This window comes from Streptomyces sp. NPDC006283, from assembly GCF_040613325.1.
Taxonomy (GTDB): Bacteria; Actinomycetota; Actinomycetes; order Streptomycetales; family Streptomycetaceae; genus Streptomyces.
The window spans coordinates 23,683-41,465 of the sequence record NZ_JBEXRZ010000006.1 but is presented as its reverse complement, the minus strand read 5'-3'; the positions used below and the strand labels follow the sequence as shown (position 1 = coordinate 41,465).

The window sequence follows — 17,783 nt, the reverse complement described above, 5'->3', positions numbered from 1 at the left end:
TCCCCCGGTTCGGAATGAATTCTACCTAGGGACATTCGAGCAGGATTCCTTGCAGGGCTCCGTGGATCGCACCGTTCGTCGCCAGCACGTCCAGCTTCTTTTCCGGAGATTCCCACCGGAGACTCTTTCCGTCCCAGGACGAGATCGAGCCGCCGGCTTCCTGCAGGATGAGCCCGGCAGCGGCGACGTCCCAGACCCGGAGATCCAGTTCGAAGTAGCCGTCGAGCTCGCCGGTCGCCACGGAGACGAGGTCGAGCGCAGCGCTGCCGCGTCGCCGCAGGTCCTGGCACTGGCCGAATGCCCGTTCCGCGACGTGGAAGATCCTTGGCGCCTTGCTGCGGTCGTAGGGGAGTCCGAACCCGAGCAGGGAGTGCGACAGCCGCCTGTTCGGCGACACCTCGATCCGTTCGTCCGCCTCCCTGCCCGGAGGAGCCTGTCGACGGTGGGAGAACGCCCCTTCGCCCGCCACCGCGTAGTAGCTCATGCCCGTGAACGGATTGTGCACCACTCCGACCCGGGGGATCGATCCTTCGCACAGCGCCACCGAGACAGCTGCGTGCGGCATTCCGTGCAGCACATTCGTCGATCCGTCGATCGGGTCGACGATCCAGTTGAGGAATCCCTCGCCGTGCTGCCCCGACTCTTCGCCGATCACGCGGGATCCGGGAATGATGGCCGTCAGCTTCTGGATCAGTTCGCGCTCTATCGTGCGGTCGAGTTGAGTGATCACATCGCCGATGGACGTCTTGGTCTGCACCTGCGAGGGGTTCTTGAAATCTGCGCTGTAGTCCGGGACCCGGGAAGCCTCGTGCTCGACCGTCGTGACCACTTCTCCGCAGATCGAGGAGAACTCCGATGCCTTGGTCACCGAGCCTTCCCCCAGGGGAAGTAGAACTCGTCGTCGTCGGCGATCCACCAGTAGTAGTCGGGTGACTTGTGGTTCTTGATGGCGACCTTCGTGACCGCGAGCGAGCACGAGTGAATGCGCTCCGGACCGAATCCGGCCGCCACCATCTCGGACCGCAGCATCTCGAGGAAGTCCCCCGACATGGCGAAGTCGTCGACGATGAGTATGTCGCCCTGGCTCTCGATGAGGGCCGTCACGCTCGCGGGTATCTCCACTATCCACTTCTTGGTCTCGATCCGAATCGACTCGGAACTGAGTCCGGACGAGTGGTCCGCCGCTTTCCAGGTCCTTATTCCGACGTACACAGGGGGCTGGCCCGGGAAGTCGGTCACCAGCAGATTGGCGAAGGTGGCCCCGGTCAGGCCCGGTGTGACCACTGCTACGGGGTTGAAGTCCGCCCTGATCTTCTGTGACAGGTCGGAGGCGGCTGCCTGCAGATCGGCCCAGTCGAGGCGCTTCCGAATGCTGTTCAGACGCTCCGCTTTGCGCGCATAGACGATCGTGAGGACCACGCCGACCACTCCGACGATCAATCCCCCCACGGCCAACGTCATATTCATGTCCGGCACGGGTGACCCCAATCGAGTTTGTTCGCGGTTGACGTACTGCCGCCGGGCAGAGCAATTCGAGACGCAGAGTTCGAGGTGCAGAGTTCGAGACGCAGAGTTCGATCAGAAAGTGTCGCGTGAAGAGCGCATAAAATCAGGCACAGGGTATCTTTGCCCCACCGTCCCCCGATGCCCGGATGCCTGACGCTTTGCGATACCTTGACCTCTCTCCGGCGGAGGCAAGGGGCCGCGGGTCAGTGGCGCCGCCGGAGCGGGAGGCGCGACCGTCGACAGGGTCGCCGGGCCCAGCCCGCCTCATGGCGCTGGAGGTGTTGATCACGCAAAATGCTTTGTCCGCCGCACAGTTGCCGTCATACGGTCCGGATCATGCTGCCCGTGGTGGAAACAGACGAACAGTGGGACGAAGTCGTACCCGACGAGAGCGTGATGCGCCCCGGCGCGGAGGACCTCTGCGCACGGCTCGGGCTCACCGGGGCACCAATGACCCGGTACTCGGCGGGCTCTCAGCCCGTCTACGCCGTCGGTGACGAGCACGTCCTCAAGCTCTTCCCCGGCGCCGCCGCCGCCGACGGCATCGCCGAGGGCCGGGTGCTGAGCCATCTCGAGGGGCGGCTGCCGATCCCCACGCCGCAGGTGCACAGCTTCGGCCCGTACGAGAACGGGTGGCAGTACGTCCTCATGTCCCGCCTCCGGGGCGAGGATCTGGCCGTCGCCTGGGAAAGGATCCCGCAGGCCGACCGGGAGCAGATCGTGACGGAGGCGGGTGAGGCGCTCGCCGCACTGCACGCACTGGACCACGGGCCGCTCGCCGACGCCCTCGGGCCCGGGGACTGGGACGCGTTCGTGGCGCGGCAGCGCGCGGGCGCGGTCGAGCAGCAGCGGGAACGAGGCCTGCCGGAGGCCTGGCTGGAGCAGATCCCGGGCTTCCTCGACTCCGTGGCCCTGCCGACCGGCAGCGAACGCGTGCTGCTGCACACGGAGTTCATGCGCCAGCACCTCGTCGTCGATCCCGGCAGCCGGCGGCTCACCGGCCTGCTCGACTTCGAGCCCGCGATGATCGGCGACCCGGCGTACGACTTCGTCGCCGTCGGCCTGTTCGTCACCCGCGGCGAGCCGGGTCTGCTGGGCCGGCTCCTCAAGGCGTACGGCCGCCCCTTCGACCCGGCTGTGCTGATGGCGTACACGCTGCTGCACGTGTACAGCAACCTGCCCTGGTACATGCGGGAGCGGCCCGTTCCGGAGGCGGGCACGCTCCAGGAGCTCGCCGAGGCGTGGTTCGGTACGGAATAGGGGCGCGTTCAGCGCCGCAGCAGCGTCACCACCGCCGCGCCGCCCAGGCCGATGTTGTGTGCGAGGCCGACCCGGGCGTCCGGGACCTGGCGGGGGCCTGCCTCGTCGCGCAGTTGGCGGACCAGTTCGGCGGCCTGGGCCAGGCCGGTCGCGCCGAGCGGGTGCCCCTTGGAGATCAGGCCGCCGGACGGGTTGACCACCCACCGGCCGCCGTAGGTGGTGGCGCCGCTCTCGACGAGCTTGCCGGACCCGCCGTCCTCGCACATGCCGAGCGCCTCGTAGGTCAGCAGCTCGTTGACGGAGAAGCAGTCGTGCAGTTCGACGACGTCCACGTCCTCGATGCCGAGCCCGGAGGTCTCGTAGACCGCCCGTGCCGCGGCGCGGGACATCGGCCTGCCGACCGCGTCGATGCACGAGCCGGAGGCGAAGGACTCGTCGGTGTCGGTGGTCATGGCCTGGGCGACGATCTCGACCGCCCGGTCGTGGAGACCGTGTTGCACGACGAAGCGTTCCGAGACGACGACCGCGGCAGCGGCGCCGTCGGAGGTGGGCGAGCACTGGAGCTTGGTCAGCGGGTGGTGGATCGGGCGGGCGGCGAGGATCTCTTCGACGGAGTACACGTCCTGGAACTGGGCGTCCGGGTTGTTCGCCGAGTGCCGGTGGTTCTTGGCCGCGACGGCGGCCAGCTGTGCCTCGGTCGTACCGTGGCGCTCCATGTGCTCGCGGGCGGCGTTGCCGAAGATCTGCGCGGTGGGCGGGGCGGCCTCGAAGCCGTGGCGGGCGGCCATGATCCCGTAGTGGCGGGCGACGGGCGAGGTCGCGAAGTCGCCTTGCCCGGCCCCGCTTCCCAGGGCGCCGCGGCTCATCTTCTCGAAACCCAGCGCCAGTACGCAGTCGCTCATGCCGCCCTGGACGAACTGCCGGGCCAGCATCAGGGCCGTCGAACCGGTCGCGCAGTTGTTGTTGACGTTGTAGACGGGAACACCGGTGAGGCCGAGCTCGTATGCGGCCCGCTGTCCGGCGGTGGAAACCTGGAAGCAGTAACCGACGGCCACCTGCTGCACCTGCTCGTACGGGACCCCCGCGTCGGCGAGCGCACCGGAGCCGGCCTCGCGCGCCATGTCCCAGTACTGCCAGTCACGGGTCTCGGGCTTCTCGAACTTGGTGGTGCCGACGCCGACAATGTACGTCTTCATCCGAGCGCTCCTTGTCTCAACGGACAGGCCGAGAACGGGCGCACCAGAGTAGAACACGTTCTAACCTGACGGAAGGTCAAGAGCACGCGGGCTCATCGGAGGGGCGTGGTACTCACCTCCTCCCGACCGCAGCCGATCCGCTCGGTCTCCGCCCGCACGTACCGGGGCAGCAGATCGCGGACGAGATTCGCCTGCCGGCTGTGCGGGTTGAGGTCTTCCACCACGAAGACGACGCGCTCAGTCCCGCACCGGAGCCGGTACACCCCACGGGTCGGGTTGAGCGTCCCGTCGCCCCTGGTTCCCCTGATGCGGGGGCCACCCCTGGTCGTCTCCCAGGAGAAGATCCCGTTCACCCCCGGGTCGACGACGCTCAGCAGCCTCACCCTCGCCGCCGACCGTCCGGTTTCGCAGACCCGGGCCGACCCGCCGTCGCCGCCGGCACGTTCCACCCGCAGCGTGTCCCGGTACGCGGTCGGCAGTTCGAGGCCCTTCACCCCGCAGAAGGCGCCCACCTGCACGTCACGCCAGTCGGGAACGGCCGGCAGTTCGGCCGGCACGCGGTATCTGCCACTGCAGCCCATCTCCCGGATGACGCCGTTGGCCGCATCGACGACCACGCGGGCCATGGCGTCACGGTCCCCCTCGTCGTACTGGGCGGACATGTCCAGATCCCGCTCCCCCAGCGTCACGTCGACGACCGTGGAGCCGGAGTTCTCGCCCGGCTTCCCGGTGCAGCTCCGCGGAAGGGCAAGCCATGCGCGCGAAGGGGTGACCATGCCGGGCAGCCCGTCGCCGAGGGCGACCATCCGGCTGGACAGGAACTCGGCGGGCCAGCGGCGACCGTCGGTGCCGTACAGGCCGTCCAGGGTGTGCACACGCACGATCGCCTGCCGACGAGCCTCCTCGCCTTTGAAGCTGGTGATCCTGCACTGCCCGTACGAGAGCGAGGCGGCGCCCGGATCGCGCCGCAGCGCCTGCTCGTCGACCTCGAGACGGCGGTCACCGAACAGCCCCGAGACCGCGGAGTCACTGAGGGAGTCCCAGCACGGGGCGGGCCTCGCCGACGGCAGCGCGTCCGTACTCCATGCCACGAGGCCCGCCCCGAGCAGCGCGCCGACGAGGCCGGCGGCGACCGCGGCACGAGCGGTCCGGTGGCGAAGGAAGCGGCGCAGCGGCTCCCGACGGTCCGGGCCGGCCTCACGGTCCTCGAGGGAAGGGCGTATCAAGGGCGCCCGGCTCCGGCCGCGGCGACGAACGCCCCGAAGGCGGCGGACGTGGTGGAGACGAAGTACCCGGCGGGCCGCTCGGAGTCGTGGGCGGCGAGCTCTGCGACCTCGACGCAGTCACCGCCGGTGTCGCCGCTGTACGAGGACTTGCGCCGACGTGCGCCCGTCAGGCTGTGTCCGGTGTCCATACCGTTCCTCCGTCACGCGGGCGATCAGCGCCGCCGCATCGTCCTACGGAGAGCGCGGCGGCCTGCGAGTGATCGTAACGGAGTGCAACCTCCCCCACAGCGCTCGTATTGGCCGTCATGTGACCCTGGACCGCAGCAGCCCGTACACCAACTGCGTCTGATACGTGGAGATGTACGCCGCCTTGGCCTCCATCTCCGCGTACGCCCGTCACCAGTGCGGCAGCCGGCTGCGGAGCGCCGGCCCCATCAGCCGGGGGAACATGCCGTCCGCCCAGTGCCGCGTCCAGACGCTCGCTGAAGTCCCGCGTCGGGACCTTCTTCACCGTCTCGATCTGGCCGATCAGTGACCCGGTGAAGAAGATGATGTCGCCCGGCGGGCCCTGCTCGGGCCACTGCACACCAGGGTGACGTGAACCACGGAACCCGCCCGCCCGCGCAGGAGCTACCGGCGCGTAGGGCACGATGGCCTCCCCATCCCTGCACCCCCTGTCCGCCTCCGTACGCCCCTTTATCGGGAGGTTCCGATGACCGCCGCCCCCACCCCCAAGCCGGAGACCCTCGCCGCCTTCGAGGCCGCCAAGGGCTTCATGCCCGTGAACGAGGGCCTCGCCCTCCACGCGGCCGCGATCGAGGCGGGTGCGCTCGGGCTGCCGCTGCTCGAGGTGGGTACGTACTGCGGGCGCTCGACGATCCTGCTGGCGGACGCGGCCCGCGCGGCCGGCACCGTCGTCGTGACCGTCGACCACCATCGGGGCAGCGAGGAGCAGCAGCCGGGGTGGGAGTACCACGACCCGACGGTCGTGGACCCCGAGGTCGGCCTGATGGACACGCTGCCCACCTTCCGGCGCACCCTGCACAAGGCCGGCCTGGAGGACCACGTGATCGCCGTCGTCGGGCGTTCGCCTCAGGTGGCGAAGGTGTGGGGCGGGGAGGTCGGGCTGGTCTTCGTCGACGGCGGCCACACCGACGAGCACGCGAGCAACGACTACGAGGGCTGGGCCCCGCATGTGGCCGTGGGCGGGCTGCTCGTCATCCACGACGTCTTCCCCGACCCGGTGGACGAGTGGACGGGCCAGGCCCCCTACCGCGTCTATCTGCGCGCGCTCGCGTCGGGGGCGTTCAGCGAGATTTCCGTCACGGACTCGCTGCGTGTCCTGCGACGCACGGGCGCGGGCATCTGAGCACCTGGCCGGCCGACCGCTAGCATCGCGACCGTGTCGTACGACGAGAACCAGCACCACGATCCCCGGCCACGCCGTTCCCGGCGCGGTGTCGTCGCCGTAGTGGCGGCCGCCGCGCTGGTGGCGGGCGGGCTGGGCGGGTGGCTGGTCCAGCGGGCCGACGACGGACCCGGGGGCGACGCCCCGGCGGGGTCCGCCACCAGCGCGGGCAAGCCGGGCGACTCCGCGTCCCCGACGCCCGCCCCGACCCGGTCCGAGACCCTCGCACCCCCCACCTCCTCGCCCGCGCCGTCGACGTCGCCCGCGAAGCGGGATCTGCCGCTCGCCGGGAAGGTCGTCGTCGTGGACCCGGGGCACAACCCGGGGAACTTCTCGCACACCCGCGAGATCAACAAGCAGGTGGACATCGGAACCAACCGCAAGGAATGCGACACGACAGGTACCGCCACCAACGCCGGTTACCGCGAAGCCGATTTCACCTTGGATGTTTCACGTCGTCTCCGCACTCTGCTCGAAAAGCAGGGCGCCAAGGTCGAATTGACCCAGGACGACGACCGGCCGTTCGGCCCGTGCGTCGACGAACGGGCACGATTCGGCAACGAAGCGAAGGCCGACGCGGTCGTCTCGATCCACGCCGACGGGTCGGCGGTCGGCAACCGCGGATTCCACGTGATCCTCCCCGATCGGGTCAACGCGGGCGCCGCCGACACCTCGAAAATCGTGGGCCCCTCACGCGACCTCGGTGAGCGGATCGCCGGCAAGTTCCTGCGGGCGACCGGAAGCTCACCGTCCAACTACGTGGGCGGCGGCACCGGCCTCGACGTGCGCAAGGATCTCGGCGGACTCAACCTCTCGACCGTGCCGAAGGTCTTCATCGAATGCGGCAACATGCGCGATCCTGAGGATGTCGCTCTGCTCACCAGCGCGAGCTGGCGGCAGAAGGCGGCGCAGGGAATGGCCGACGGGATCAGCAGCTACCTCCAGCGGTGAGTGCGATACCGGGCAGACGCCCGGAACCGGCAGACGATAGATTCACCTCTACGATGGGGAGTCACCCCCGAGCTCCGCGTCAGTGCACACCGCCGAACAAGGCGGCAGCGAAGACCGCCCCGATGATGAGACGACGACGAAGGACTTTTACGTGAACATCCGCTCCCTCACTCGAGGCGACGGCGTGGTGATCGGAGCAGCGGTGGTGCTGTTCATCGCCTCGTTCCTCAGCTTCGTGAGCGTCGACTGCCCGAGCGGCGTCGACTGCGACGCGATGAACGCCTGGGACTCGCTCTCCACAGTGATGTCCATCTACATCGGCGGGATCATCGGCGCTGCGCTGCTGATCCTCAGCCGCAGCATGCCGGGCCGCAAGGTGGCCGGTCTGGACCTGGGCCAGTTCGGTGTGGCCCTCACCATCTTCGCGCTGTGGGCGATGTTCTGGACGATCATCGACATGAACAGCGCGGGCGCCGGCGCCATCCTGGGCCTGCTCGCCACGATCGCCCTCGCGGGCGGCGCGATCGCCACGCCGCTGGTCCCGGCACTGAAGGCCCCGCTGGTCGGCGCGCCGAGTCCGGCCGCGGCCCAGCAGCCGTACGGCATGCAGCCGCAGCCACAGGGTGGCTACGGCTACCCGGGCGCCGGCGCCGGTCAGCCGTCGTACGGTGGCCAGCCCGGTCAGGCGCAGCCCTACGGCGCGCAGCAGGCGCAGCCGCAGGCCGGCCAGCCTGCCGCGGCCGCCCCGGCCGACGCCGCCCAGAGCGGCGCGCCGTCGGACTTCACGCCGTTCTGGTTCGCCGTTCCGGTGGCTCGCCCGCTGTACGGCGAGGACGGTTCGCCGACGCCGATCGCCGAGCTGGCGCCCGGCACGTGGTACCTCGCTGTGGAGCAGCGCGGCCCGGGCCTGGTGGCCCAGACACAGGACGGCCGTCGTGGCGTCCTGCAGGACACGTCGGGCATCCAGCGCGGCTGATCCCCCTCGTACACCGCACGGCCCCTCGCCCTTCCGGGCGGGGGGCCGTTGCCGTACCCTGACGCCCCGTCAGCGCTCTGACACCCCGTCAGAAACGGTGCTCGGGAAGGATGGTCGGCATGCGACTCGGACTCGCCCTCGGCTACTGGGGCCGCGGCCCCGACCCCCGCCATCTCGAACTGGCCCGCGAGGCGGAGCGACTCGGCTACGACTCGGTGTGGACGGCGGAGGCGTGGGGGTCGGACGCCTTCACACCACTCGCCTGGATCGCGGCGCACACGTCCCGCATCCGGCTCGGCACGGCCGTGGCGCAGATGGCGGCGCGCACGCCGACCGCGACGGCGATGCACGCGCTGACCCTGGACCATCTCTCGGGCGGCCGGATGATGCTGGGGCTCGGCCTGTCGGGGCCGCAGGTGGTGGAGGGCTGGTACGGCCGCCCCTTCCCGAGGAGCCCGCTCACCGCGACGCGCGAGTACGTCGACGTGATCCGCCAGGTCCTGGCGCGCAAGGGGCCCGTGGAGCTCGCGGGCCGCTTCCATGCGCACCCGTACGGGGGTGACGACGGAACGGGCACCGGGAAGCCGCTCAAGGCGATCACGCATCCCCTGCGCGCGGACCTGCCCGTCCTGCTGGGCGCGGAGGGGCCGAAGAACATCGCGCAGACGACCCGTATCGCCGACGGCTGGCTCCCCCTGTACTGGTCGCCGATGCGCACCGACGTCCACCAGACGTCGTTGGCGGACGCGCCGGAAGGTTTCATGGTCGCGCCGATGGCCCGCGCCCGGGTCTGCGACGACATCGCGGAAGGGCTGCTGCCGGTGAAGGCGATGCTCGGCTTCTACATCGGCGGCATGGGGCACGCGGCGCGCAACTTCCACGCCGACCTCATGGCCCGGATGGGTTTCGCGGACGAGGCCCGCCGGATCCAGGAACTCTTCCTGACAGGGCGGCGGGAGGAGGCAGTGCTCGCCGTGCCGGACGACTTCGCGGACGAGATCTCGCTCGTGGGCCCGCGCGAACGGATCGCGGAACGGCTGGCCCTGTGGCGGTCGGGCCCGGTCACGGACCTGCTGGTCACGGCGCCGGACCCGCATACGCTGCGGGTGCTGGCCGAGCTGAACGCGTGAGCCTACCCGCCCAGTTGGGACACCGAGGGGACCTGGTCCGTGACCGGCGCGCCCGCGCCCTTCCCCGCGTCCTTCACGTCGGTGATGACCGACTCGAAACTGCTGACGTCCTTGTCGCTGACGTTGCCGTCGCGCAGCTTGGTCGCCATGACCTTGAGCTTCTCGATGCCCTCGTCGAGCGGGGCGACCGCCTTCGACAGCAGCGGGTCGCCCTTGGCGTTCTTCACGGCGGCCTTGAGCCGGTTGTACGTGAACGCCCCCGCCAAGCCTGCCTTGACGAGCGCGGATTTCCGACCCTGGGCGCCCTCTTTGAACTTGCCCTCACGGTACGGCTTCACGATCCACTGGTACGTCGCCCCTGCGGCGAGACCGGCGTTGGCGACGAAGCGGGTCTTGGCGAACTTCTGCTTCTCGGCGGAGGACGTACCGGACGGCGTCGCCTGGGCGCTGCCCGCCTCCTCGCCACCCCCGCCGCACGCCACGACGGAGCCGAGGAAAGCGCAGCACAGGAGCAGCGCGAGGAGGGCGCGGCGTATCGGACCGGTCGGTGTCGTGTGGGCGGCGGCGGTCACGGCGGCCTCCAAGGGCGCTCGGAGCAGGCGGACAGACGCCTTCGACCCTCTCTCCGGCTCGGCGGGGCGGCCATCGGTGTTCGCCCGAACGGGTTTCACACGCGCACAAGCGGCAAGACGCTGAGCATGACAACACGCGCGAGCACCAACACCACTACCGCGGCGAGAATCGTCGCCGTCATCGCGGACGTCATGGCCTTCGTCATCGGCCTGTGGATCCTCATGTACCTGCTGGACGCCAACCGTGCGAACGACCTCGTGGAATTCGTCCGCGAGACCGCACGGTGGCTGGCCGGCTGGTCACACGACCTGTTCACCTTCGACAAGGAATGGGCGCGGGTGGTCGCGGGCTACGGCCTGGCGGCGATCGTGTACCTCTTCGTGGGCCACGCGGCGGCGGGCGCGCTGCGCCGCCGCTAGCCCGCGCGCAGCGCGGCGCATCCCGGGCGCCCGGCGCCGGGGCCTCCGGCGAGGCCGGAACCTGCCCATCTCGTCGGGGCGCCGCCCGAACCCGCACCCCTGACTCCCCTACAGCCTGCGGCCGCGGGTGGGGGCTTCCTACGCCGCCAGGCATAGGGGGAGTCCCCCAGCGGGCCGGAGTTGGCCCTCCGGTCGGGGCGCCGCTCCCAATCCCGCGCGGCGGGCGCCGACGAGTTGTGAATGTGCCCCCGGTCGCTGGCCGGGCGGGAACCTGCCCGTCACGTAACGGGGCACCGCCCCGAACCCCCGCGCCGGGGGCGCCGACGAGGCTTGAACGTGCCCCCGGCCGGCGGAGCCGGGCACGCTCGTCGGGGGCGCCGTCCCGAATTCCGTCCTGGAGGACGGGGCTTGAGGCGGTCCGCCCGTGGGGCTGGATGCCTCGGAGCGGCAGTTCAGCGCGTCTGGGGCACCGCCCTACGCCTGGCGGTGTGGGAGGTACTTCCGCCCACGGCCGCAGGCCGTAGGGGGAGCCTGCGGACACCGCGCGGAGCGCGGTGCCCGGGGCCGGGGCTTGCCCGCCATGCGGCGGAGCCGCCCAGCGGTACAGCGGGAAGTGGGGGTGCCCCATGGCCGTCAGGCCGCAGGGGAGGGTAGAGGGTAGGGGAACAACCCCGCAGGGCGCGATCCCACTCCCCCTCACTCCACCCCGCAGCAGTCCGGTGCCAGCCCCTTCGGCAGGCGCTCGCCCCCGAACACCGCCGTCGTCGCCTCGTCGCCCCCCAGGGCCGCCACCGCCAGCAGCAGCGATCCCGCCGTCCACGTCGTCAGTTCCTCCGGCCACACCGCGCGCTCGCCCTCGAAGACGTAGCCCGTCCAGTACAGGCCGCCCTCCGCGCGAAGGTGCTGGATGGACTGGAGGATCTCCAGCGCCCGGTCGGACTCGCCCATGGCCCAGAGGGCGAGCGCCAGTTCGCAGCTCTCGCCGCCCGTCACCCACGGGTTCGGCAGCACGCACCGCACGCCCAGGCCCGGCACCACGAAGTCCTCCCAGCGGGACTCGATACGGGCCTTGGCCTCGACGCCGGTCACGGCGCCGCCCAGGACCGGGTAGTACCAGTCCATGGAGTAGCGGTCCTTGTCGAGGAAACGCTCGGGGTGAGCGCGGATGGCGTGGGCCAGTGCACCGGCCGCGAGTTCCCAGTCGGGCTGGGGCTCCTCGCGTTGCTCGGCGATGGCGAGCGCGCAGCGCAGCGCGTGGTGGATCGACGAACTGCCCGTCAGCAGCGCGTCGTTCACCGCTGTCCCGTCCGTCTCGCGCTTCCAGCCGATCTGGCCGCCGGGCTGTTGCAGCCCCAGTACGAACTCGATCGCGGCGTACACGACCGGCCACATCCGCTCGAGGAAGACCTCGTCGCCGGTGGCGAGATGGTGGTGCCAGACGCCGACTGCGATGTAGGCGCAGAAGTTGGTCTCGCGGCCACGGTCGGTCACGTCATCCGCGTCGCCGTCGTGGTAGGCGGCGTACCAGGAGCCGTCGCCGTTCTGGTGGGCGGCCAGCCACTCGTACGCGCGTGCCGCCGCCTCGTGCTCACCCGCCGCGTCGAGCGCCATCGCTGCCTCGGTGTGGTCCCACGGGTCGAGGTGGTGGCCCCGGAACCACGGGATCGCGCCGTCGGGGCGCTGCGCGGCGAGGATGCCCGCGACGGTCTCCCCGGCCTCCTCGGCGCTCAGGACCCCGGGCAGGACAAGGTGTTCTGTGCGTCCGGGAGTCGTCACGCCTGGACGACCTTGGGCAGGTGCGGCTTGGTCGCGTAGGCCACGAAGCTCTTGCCGATGAGCGGGTTCAGCGCCCGTTCCGTGACCCGTGTGGCCAGCGGCTTCTTCATGATGTCCCAGACGAGGAGCTTGTGGTACGCCTTCACCGGCAGCGCCTTGTCGTTGTCCACGCCGAAGGCACACTTGAGCCACCAGTACGGCGAGTGCAGGGCGTGCGCGTGGTGGGTGCCGTACGGCTTGAGGCCCGCCTGCTTCATCTTGGCGAGCAGTTCGTCGGCCCGGTAGATGCGGATGTGGCCGCCCTCGACCTCGTGGTAGGCGTCGCTGAGCGCCCAGCAGATCTTCTCGGGGCCGTAGCGCGGCACGGTGACGGCGATACGGCCGCCGGGCTTGAGGACGCGGACCATCTCCGCGAGCACGCCCTTGTCGTCGGGGATGTGCTCCATCACCTCGGAGATGATGACGACGTCGAACGACTCGTCGGGGAAGGGCAGATTGAGCGCGTCGCCCTCCATCGCGGTGGCCGACGCGCCCTCGGGGGCCTCGCCCGCCTCCTTCATGGCGGCGAACCACTTGGCGACCTCGCGGATCTCCTCGCCGTTCTGATCCAGGGCCACGACCTGCGCGCCGCGCCGGTAGCACTCGAAGGCGTGCCGGCCTGCGCCACAGCCCAGATCGAGCACACGATCGCCCGGGGCGAGCGGAAAGCGGGAGAAGTCGACGGTCAGCACGGGGGTCTGCCTTCCTGGGGGCTGTGCGTTGGGGGTCAGTGGGTGCGTACGGGGGCGGCGGTAGCCGCGGCGATCGCCTCGCGGTAGCGCTCGGCCGTGCCGATCGCGGCCTGCTTCCAGGTGAAGCGCGCCAGCACCCGCGCCCGGCCCGCGGCCCCCAGCCTGGCCCGCAGGTCCGGGTCGCCGAGGAGCCGGCGCAGGGCGGCGGCGAGGGCCTCCGCGTCGCCGGGAGGTACGGCGAGACAGGTCTCGCCGTCCGGGCCCGCGACCTCGGGGATCGCGCCGCCGGTGGTGGCGACCAGCGGCGTGCCGGTGGCCATGGCCTCGGCGGCGGGCAGCGAGAACCCCTCGTACAGGGAGGGCACGCAGGCGATCTCGGCGCTGCGCACGAGGTCGACGAGTTCGGAGTCGGTGATGCCCTTCACGAACCGGACCGCGTCCTTGAGCCCGTACCGCTCGATGAGCTGGGCCACGGGGCCGTCCTCCGCGCGCTTGCCGACGACGACGAGGTGGGCGTCCGGGTTCTCGGTGCGCAGTTTGGCTAGCGCTTCCACGAGGTAAACGAGGCCCTTGAGCGGGACGTCGGCGCTGGAGGTGGTGACGATCCGGCCGGGGACCTCGGCGACCGCCGGATCCGGCGAGAACAGGTCGGTGTCCGCGCCGATGTGGACGACGTGGACGCGCTCGCGCCGTACGCCGAGGTGGTCGACGATCTCCTGCTGCGAGGAGCCGGACACGGTGAGCACGGACGGCAGCCGGCGGGCGACCCGCTTCTGCATGCGGGTGAAGCCGTACCACCGGCGCACGGAGGCCCGGCGCTTCCAGTCGCCGGCGGCGTCGAGGTCCAGCTGCCGGTCGACGGTGATCGGGTGGTGGATGGTGGTGACGAGGGGAGCGCCGAGGTCGCCGAGGAGCCCGTAGCCGAGGGTCTGGTTGTCGTGGACGACATCGAACTCACCGCGGCGGGCCAGCAGGTGGCGGCGGGCGCGCAGGGAGAAGGTGAGCGGCTCGGGGAAGCCGCCGGTCCACATGGTGGCGACCTCGACGGCGTCTATCCAGTCGCGGTACTCGTCACGCCCCGGCGTACGGAAAGGGTCGGGGCTGCGGTACAGGTCGAGGCTGGCCAGCTCGGTGAGCGGCACGCCCTCGTCGAGGACGGGGTAGGGCTGCGCGCCGATCACCTCTACGCGGTGGCCGAGGCGGGCGAGCTCACGGGACAGGTGCCGTACGTAAACGCCCTGACCGCCGCAGAACGGGTTCCCTTTGTACGTGAGGAGAGCGATCCGCAGCGGTGCGTCACCGCCGTCGGCGGTCATGCCGGACGTGCCCGCACGGGGGCCGGCCTCTATGGCCTCTGCGGTCACCCGGGGCCCCCTTCTCACTGCGTTTCGGCGGAGCGTAATCGGTCGCGCTAATCTAGAACAAGTTTCAGACTTGATCGTTCAAGGAGCTTCGAATCTACCGGGCGGTAGCGCAACTGTGACCGGCGGATCAGGTGATTCCCGCCACGGCGGGCACGTGAAGGACGGACAACGGGACTGATGACAGCGGAAGGCAGGTCGGCGGCAGTGGCGGGCCCCGCGTCGCCGCCTCTCACCGAGCGGCAGGAGGCGCGCCGCCGCCGCATCCTTCACGCGAGCGCGCAGCTGGCGAGCCGGGGCGGTTTCGACGCGGTGCAGATGCGCGAGGTCGCCGAATCCTCGAGCGTCGCGCTCGGCACGCTGTACCGCTACTTCCCCTCCAAGATCCATCTGCTGGTGGCGACCATGCAGGACCAGCTCCAGCACATGCACCAGACGCTGCGTAAACGCCCGCCGGGCGGGGACAGCGCGGCGGAGCGGGTGGCGGAGACACTGATGCGGGCGTTCCGTGCGCTGCAGCGCGAACCGCATCTGGCGGACGCGATGGTGCGGGCGCTGACCTTCGCGGACCGCAGCGTCAGCCCCGAAGTGGACACCGTCTCGCGGCAGACGACGGCGATCATCCTGGACGCGATGGGGCTCGAGAACCCGACCCCCGAGCAGCTCTCCGCGGTCCGGGTCATCGAGCACACCTGGCACTCGGCGCTGATCACCTGGCTGTCGGGGCGGGCGTCGATCGCGCAGGTGAAGATCGACATCGAGACGGTCTGCCGTCTGATCGACCTGACGGCCCCACAGGCCCCACAGGCCCCACAGGCTCCGGCCGCACAGCAGAAGCGGCGCGGCCGGCCACGGACCTGAGGGCGCGAGCGGGATCCGAACGAAAGACCCTAGGAATCCTTGTTCTTCTCGAGGTCCTCGCGGAAGAGCTTCTCGCACGCGGGACCGTTGTCGGTCGCGATGAACTGGACCAGCACGAAGGTGTCCTTCTGGCCCTGGTGGCTCGCCTTCAGCGTCCAGCCGTTCTTGTCCAGCGACTTGATGGTCGAGCCCTGCTGTTCGAAGTCCTGTGACTCCTTCCAGCCGCCCTTGGTGAGGGTGGCGACCGTGTCGTCGTAGGACTTCTTGGAGTCGGCGGCCTTCTCCGCGTCCGGCTGCCAGGAGATCATGCAGTCCTTGAGGGCCGGCGGGATGTCGTCGTCGTCCGGCTTCTCGGTGAAGCCGGCCGCCGTTGCCGCGTCCTCGATCTCCTTGGTGACGGTCGCGGCGTCCAGGCTGCCGCCGGCCTCCGCGGGCGCGGCGGAGGACGATCCGTCCGAGCCGCCCTTGCCCTCGTCCGAGCCGCCCTCGCCGCCGCAGCCGGCCACCAGCAGCACCACACCGGCAGCCGCAGCCGCCCAACTCGCCTTGCGCACAGATTTCCCAATCCCGCGTGCGCGCGGGCCCGTCGCCCGCGCGGTCAAGGGAGCAGTCTTGCACGGGAGTTGCGTGCGGCATTCGCGACAGCTAATCCTCTGGTGGGAAAACCGGTTCGCCGCTGTCCGCCAGAGTCAGCGTGATCGCCTCGACCGGGCAGTTCTCCGCCGCCGCGAGGAGCTGCTCGCCTGCGTCGGCCACGTCCGCGCGGGCGTGCGACTGGCGGGCGGAGTCGAGCTCGAAGGCGGTCGGTGCCTGACCCACGCACATGCCGGAGCCGATGCACACGCTGCGGTCCACTTCGATGTGCCAGCGGTCTCCCATCAGGCGCTCCCGTATCCGGTGGGCAGGTGGATCATCTTGTGCTCGAAGTACGCGCCGTACCCCTCGGGGCCGAACTCGCGGCCCACGCCGCTGTTCTTGTAGCCGCCGAACGGGCCGAGCATGTCGAGGCTGAAGGTGTTGACGTTGTACGTGCCCGTCCGCACGCGGCGTGCGAAGTCGATGCCGTGCTCGACGTCGGCGGTCCAGACGCTGCCGCTGAGGCCGTAGTCGGAATCGTTCGCGATCGCGGCGGCCTCGGCCTCGTCGCCGTAGGGCAGCAGGCAGATCACCGGGCCGAAGATCTCCTCGCGGGCGATGCGCATGGAGTTGTCGACGCCGCCGAAGAGGGTCGGTTCGACGTACCAGCCGCGTTCGAGGCCGGCCGGGCGGCCGCCCCCGCACAGGACCTTGGCGCCCTCTTCCTGGCCGATGCCGATGTAGTCCAGGGAGCGTTGCTGCTGGCGCCGGGCGACGAGCGGACCGACCTGGGTCGCCGCGTCGAGGGGGTCGCCGACCACAAGCGCGGACGCCGCGGCGGCGAAGGCCTCCGCGATCTCGTCGTAGCGGCTGCGTGGCGCGAGGATACGGGTCTGCGCCACGCAGGCCTGGCCGTTGTTCATCCAGGCGGCCGGGACGATGCCGGCGACCGCGGTGGCGAGGTCGGCGTCGGGAAGGATCACGGCCGCCGACTTGCCGCCGAGCTCCAGCGTCACCCGGGTGAGATTCCGGGCGGCGACCTCCATGACCCTCTTGCCGGCCGCGACCGAGCCGGTGAAGGAGATCTTGTCGACGCCGGGATGCCCGACCAGGTACTCGCTGGTCTCGCGGTCCGCGGGCAGTATCGACAGCACCCCCTCCGGCAGGCCGGCCTCCCGCGCGATCTCGCCGAGGATGTAGGCGTCCAGGGGCGACTCGGGCGACGGCTTGAGGATCGCGGTGCATCCGGCGAGCAGCGCGGGCCCGAGCTTGGCGGCGGCGGTGAACTGCGGGACGTTCCACGGCACGACGGCCGCGACGACACCGGCCGGCTCGCGCCGCACCAGGATGGGGCCGAGGACGCCGGTGCGCTGCTCCTCGTAGGTGAAGTCCCGGGCGACGGCGATCGCGGAGTCCCACACCATCATCGCGCCGAGCGCCTGCGCGAGGACGCTCCACGAGTACGGGGACCCGTTCTGCGCGCTGATGGACCGGGCGATCTCCTCGTGCCGTACCGCGATCGCGTCCTTGATCCGCCCGACGACCTCGATGCGCTCGTGGAGCGTCGTCCGGGGCCAGGGCCCTTCGTCGAAGGCCCGGCGTGCCGCGGCCACCGCCCGGTCCACGTCGGCGCGCGAGGCGTGCGGCACGCGTCCGATGACCTGCTCGCTGTGCGGGGAGATCACCTCGATGACGTCCGTGCCGAGGGGGGCCGTCAGCTCGCCGCCGATGAACAGTTCTCCGTGTTCCACAAGCTCGGTCATGACTGCTGCCTCCCGCCGGGCCGCACTATCTGACACAGTTTCAGAACTGATATCAGTTCTAGTTACAGGG

19 protein-coding genes and 1 pseudogene are annotated in these 17,783 nt (G+C 70.5%); 7 read left to right on the top strand and 13 right to left on the bottom strand.

Annotated elements, in window-relative coordinates; all coding sequences use genetic code 11:
- Positions 1-25 precede the first annotated feature (25 nt).
- The gene (locus ABZ070_RS02735; RefSeq protein WP_356629157.1) at positions 26-868 is read right to left on the bottom strand and encodes an inositol monophosphatase family protein; all 843 of its coding nucleotides are present in this window, start codon (positions 866-868) and stop codon (positions 26-28) included.
- Positions 865-1,449, bottom strand: coding sequence for a phosphoribosyltransferase family protein (locus ABZ070_RS02730; protein WP_356629155.1), 585 nt, complete (start codon positions 1,447-1,449; stop codon positions 865-867). The genes ABZ070_RS02735 and ABZ070_RS02730 overlap by 4 nt, the downstream gene beginning before the upstream one ends.
- A 393-nt stretch (positions 1,450-1,842) precedes the next feature.
- On the opposite strand from ABZ070_RS02730, the gene ABZ070_RS02725 reads away from it, so the two are divergent.
- The gene (locus tag ABZ070_RS02725; protein ID WP_356629153.1) at positions 1,843-2,766 is read left to right on the top strand and encodes an aminoglycoside phosphotransferase family protein; all 924 of its coding nucleotides are present in this window, start codon (positions 1,843-1,845) and stop codon (positions 2,764-2,766) included.
- Between the two features lie 8 nt (positions 2,767-2,774).
- Here the strand turns inward: ABZ070_RS02725 and ABZ070_RS02720 are convergent, their stop codons facing one another.
- From ABZ070_RS02720 to ABZ070_RS02705, 4 genes and pseudogenes are all read right to left on the bottom strand, one after another.
- Entirely contained in the window at positions 2,775-3,962 is a 1,188-nt protein-coding gene (locus tag ABZ070_RS02720) for a lipid-transfer protein (RefSeq protein WP_356629151.1), read from the bottom strand.
- Positions 3,963-4,054: 92 nt separating this feature from the next.
- A complete protein-coding gene (locus ABZ070_RS02715; protein ID WP_356629149.1) occupies positions 4,055-5,188 on the bottom strand; it encodes a hypothetical protein in 1,134 nt (377 codons plus the stop codon).
- Complete coding sequence (locus tag ABZ070_RS02710; protein ID WP_356629147.1) at positions 5,185-5,376, bottom strand: DUF397 domain-containing protein; 192 nt, start codon at positions 5,374-5,376, stop codon at positions 5,185-5,187. Before ABZ070_RS02710 ends, ABZ070_RS02715 begins: the two co-directional genes overlap by 4 nt.
- Positions 5,377-5,503: 127 nt before the next feature.
- A pseudogene (locus ABZ070_RS02705) lies at positions 5,504-5,774 on the bottom strand (XRE family transcriptional regulator); the annotation flags it as partial.
- A 126-nt stretch (positions 5,775-5,900) separates the two neighbouring features.
- Here ABZ070_RS02705 and ABZ070_RS02700 point away from each other — a divergent pair.
- The 4 genes from ABZ070_RS02700 (at position 5,901) to ABZ070_RS02685 (ending at position 9,653) form a co-directional block, all read left to right on the top strand.
- The gene (locus tag ABZ070_RS02700) at positions 5,901-6,557 is read left to right on the top strand and encodes a class I SAM-dependent methyltransferase (RefSeq protein ID WP_356629145.1); all 657 of its coding nucleotides are present in this window, start codon (positions 5,901-5,903) and stop codon (positions 6,555-6,557) included.
- A 33-nt stretch (positions 6,558-6,590) separates the two neighbouring features.
- Positions 6,591-7,547, top strand: coding sequence for an N-acetylmuramoyl-L-alanine amidase (locus ABZ070_RS02695; protein ID WP_356629143.1), 957 nt, complete (start codon positions 6,591-6,593; stop codon positions 7,545-7,547).
- Positions 7,548-7,698: 151 nt separating this feature from the next.
- Entirely contained in the window at positions 7,699-8,523 is an 825-nt protein-coding gene (locus ABZ070_RS02690) for a hypothetical protein (RefSeq protein ID WP_356629141.1), read from the top strand.
- A 119-nt stretch (positions 8,524-8,642) separates the two neighbouring features.
- Entirely contained in the window at positions 8,643-9,653 is a 1,011-nt protein-coding gene (locus ABZ070_RS02685) for an LLM class F420-dependent oxidoreductase (RefSeq protein ID WP_356629139.1), read from the top strand.
- 2 nt (positions 9,654-9,655) lie between these two features.
- Here ABZ070_RS02685 and ABZ070_RS02680 read toward each other — a convergent pair whose 3' ends face one another.
- A complete protein-coding gene (locus ABZ070_RS02680; RefSeq protein WP_356629137.1) occupies positions 9,656-10,225 on the bottom strand; it encodes a hypothetical protein in 570 nt (189 codons plus the stop codon).
- A gap of 126 nt (positions 10,226-10,351) precedes the next feature.
- On the opposite strand from ABZ070_RS02680, the gene ABZ070_RS02675 reads away from it, so the two are divergent.
- Positions 10,352-10,645 (top strand): hypothetical protein, encoded by a 294-nt coding sequence (locus tag ABZ070_RS02675; protein WP_356629135.1) that lies wholly within the window; start codon positions 10,352-10,354, stop codon positions 10,643-10,645.
- Positions 10,646-11,341: 696 nt separating this feature from the next.
- Here the strand turns inward: ABZ070_RS02675 and ABZ070_RS02670 are convergent.
- From ABZ070_RS02670 to ABZ070_RS02660, 3 genes are read right to left on the bottom strand one after another with little or no spacing between them, the layout of a single operon-like run.
- Positions 11,342-12,421, bottom strand: a complete 1,080-nt coding sequence (locus ABZ070_RS02670; protein ID WP_356629133.1) for a prenyltransferase — start codon at positions 12,419-12,421, stop codon at positions 11,342-11,344.
- On the bottom strand, positions 12,418-13,152 hold the full coding sequence (locus ABZ070_RS02665; protein ID WP_356629131.1) for a methyltransferase domain-containing protein: 735 nt from the start codon (positions 13,150-13,152) through the stop codon (positions 12,418-12,420). The genes ABZ070_RS02670 and ABZ070_RS02665 overlap by 4 nt, the downstream gene beginning before the upstream one ends.
- Positions 13,153-13,187: 35 nt before the next feature.
- On the bottom strand, positions 13,188-14,516 hold the full coding sequence (locus ABZ070_RS02660; protein ID WP_356629129.1) for a glycosyltransferase family 4 protein: 1,329 nt from the start codon (positions 14,514-14,516) through the stop codon (positions 13,188-13,190).
- Positions 14,517-14,693: 177 nt separating this feature from the next.
- Between ABZ070_RS02660 and ABZ070_RS02655 the strand changes: the two genes are divergently transcribed.
- Complete coding sequence (locus tag ABZ070_RS02655; RefSeq protein ID WP_356629127.1) at positions 14,694-15,374, top strand: TetR family transcriptional regulator; 681 nt, start codon at positions 14,694-14,696, stop codon at positions 15,372-15,374.
- A gap of 29 nt (positions 15,375-15,403) precedes the next feature.
- On the opposite strand, the gene ABZ070_RS02650 is transcribed toward ABZ070_RS02655, so the two are convergent.
- From ABZ070_RS02650 to ABZ070_RS02640, 3 genes are all read right to left on the bottom strand, one after another.
- Positions 15,404-15,928: a hypothetical protein gene (locus tag ABZ070_RS02650; protein WP_356629125.1), complete on the bottom strand. Its 525-nt coding sequence runs from the start codon at positions 15,926-15,928 to the stop codon at positions 15,404-15,406.
- A gap of 91 nt (positions 15,929-16,019) precedes the next feature.
- A complete protein-coding gene (locus tag ABZ070_RS02645) occupies positions 16,020-16,253 on the bottom strand; it encodes a ferredoxin (protein ID WP_356629123.1) in 234 nt (77 codons plus the stop codon).
- Positions 16,253-17,713: an aldehyde dehydrogenase gene (locus tag ABZ070_RS02640; protein ID WP_356629121.1), complete on the bottom strand. Its 1,461-nt coding sequence runs from the start codon at positions 17,711-17,713 to the stop codon at positions 16,253-16,255. The genes ABZ070_RS02645 and ABZ070_RS02640 overlap by 1 nt, the downstream gene beginning before the upstream one ends.
- Positions 17,714-17,783 lie beyond the last annotated feature (70 nt).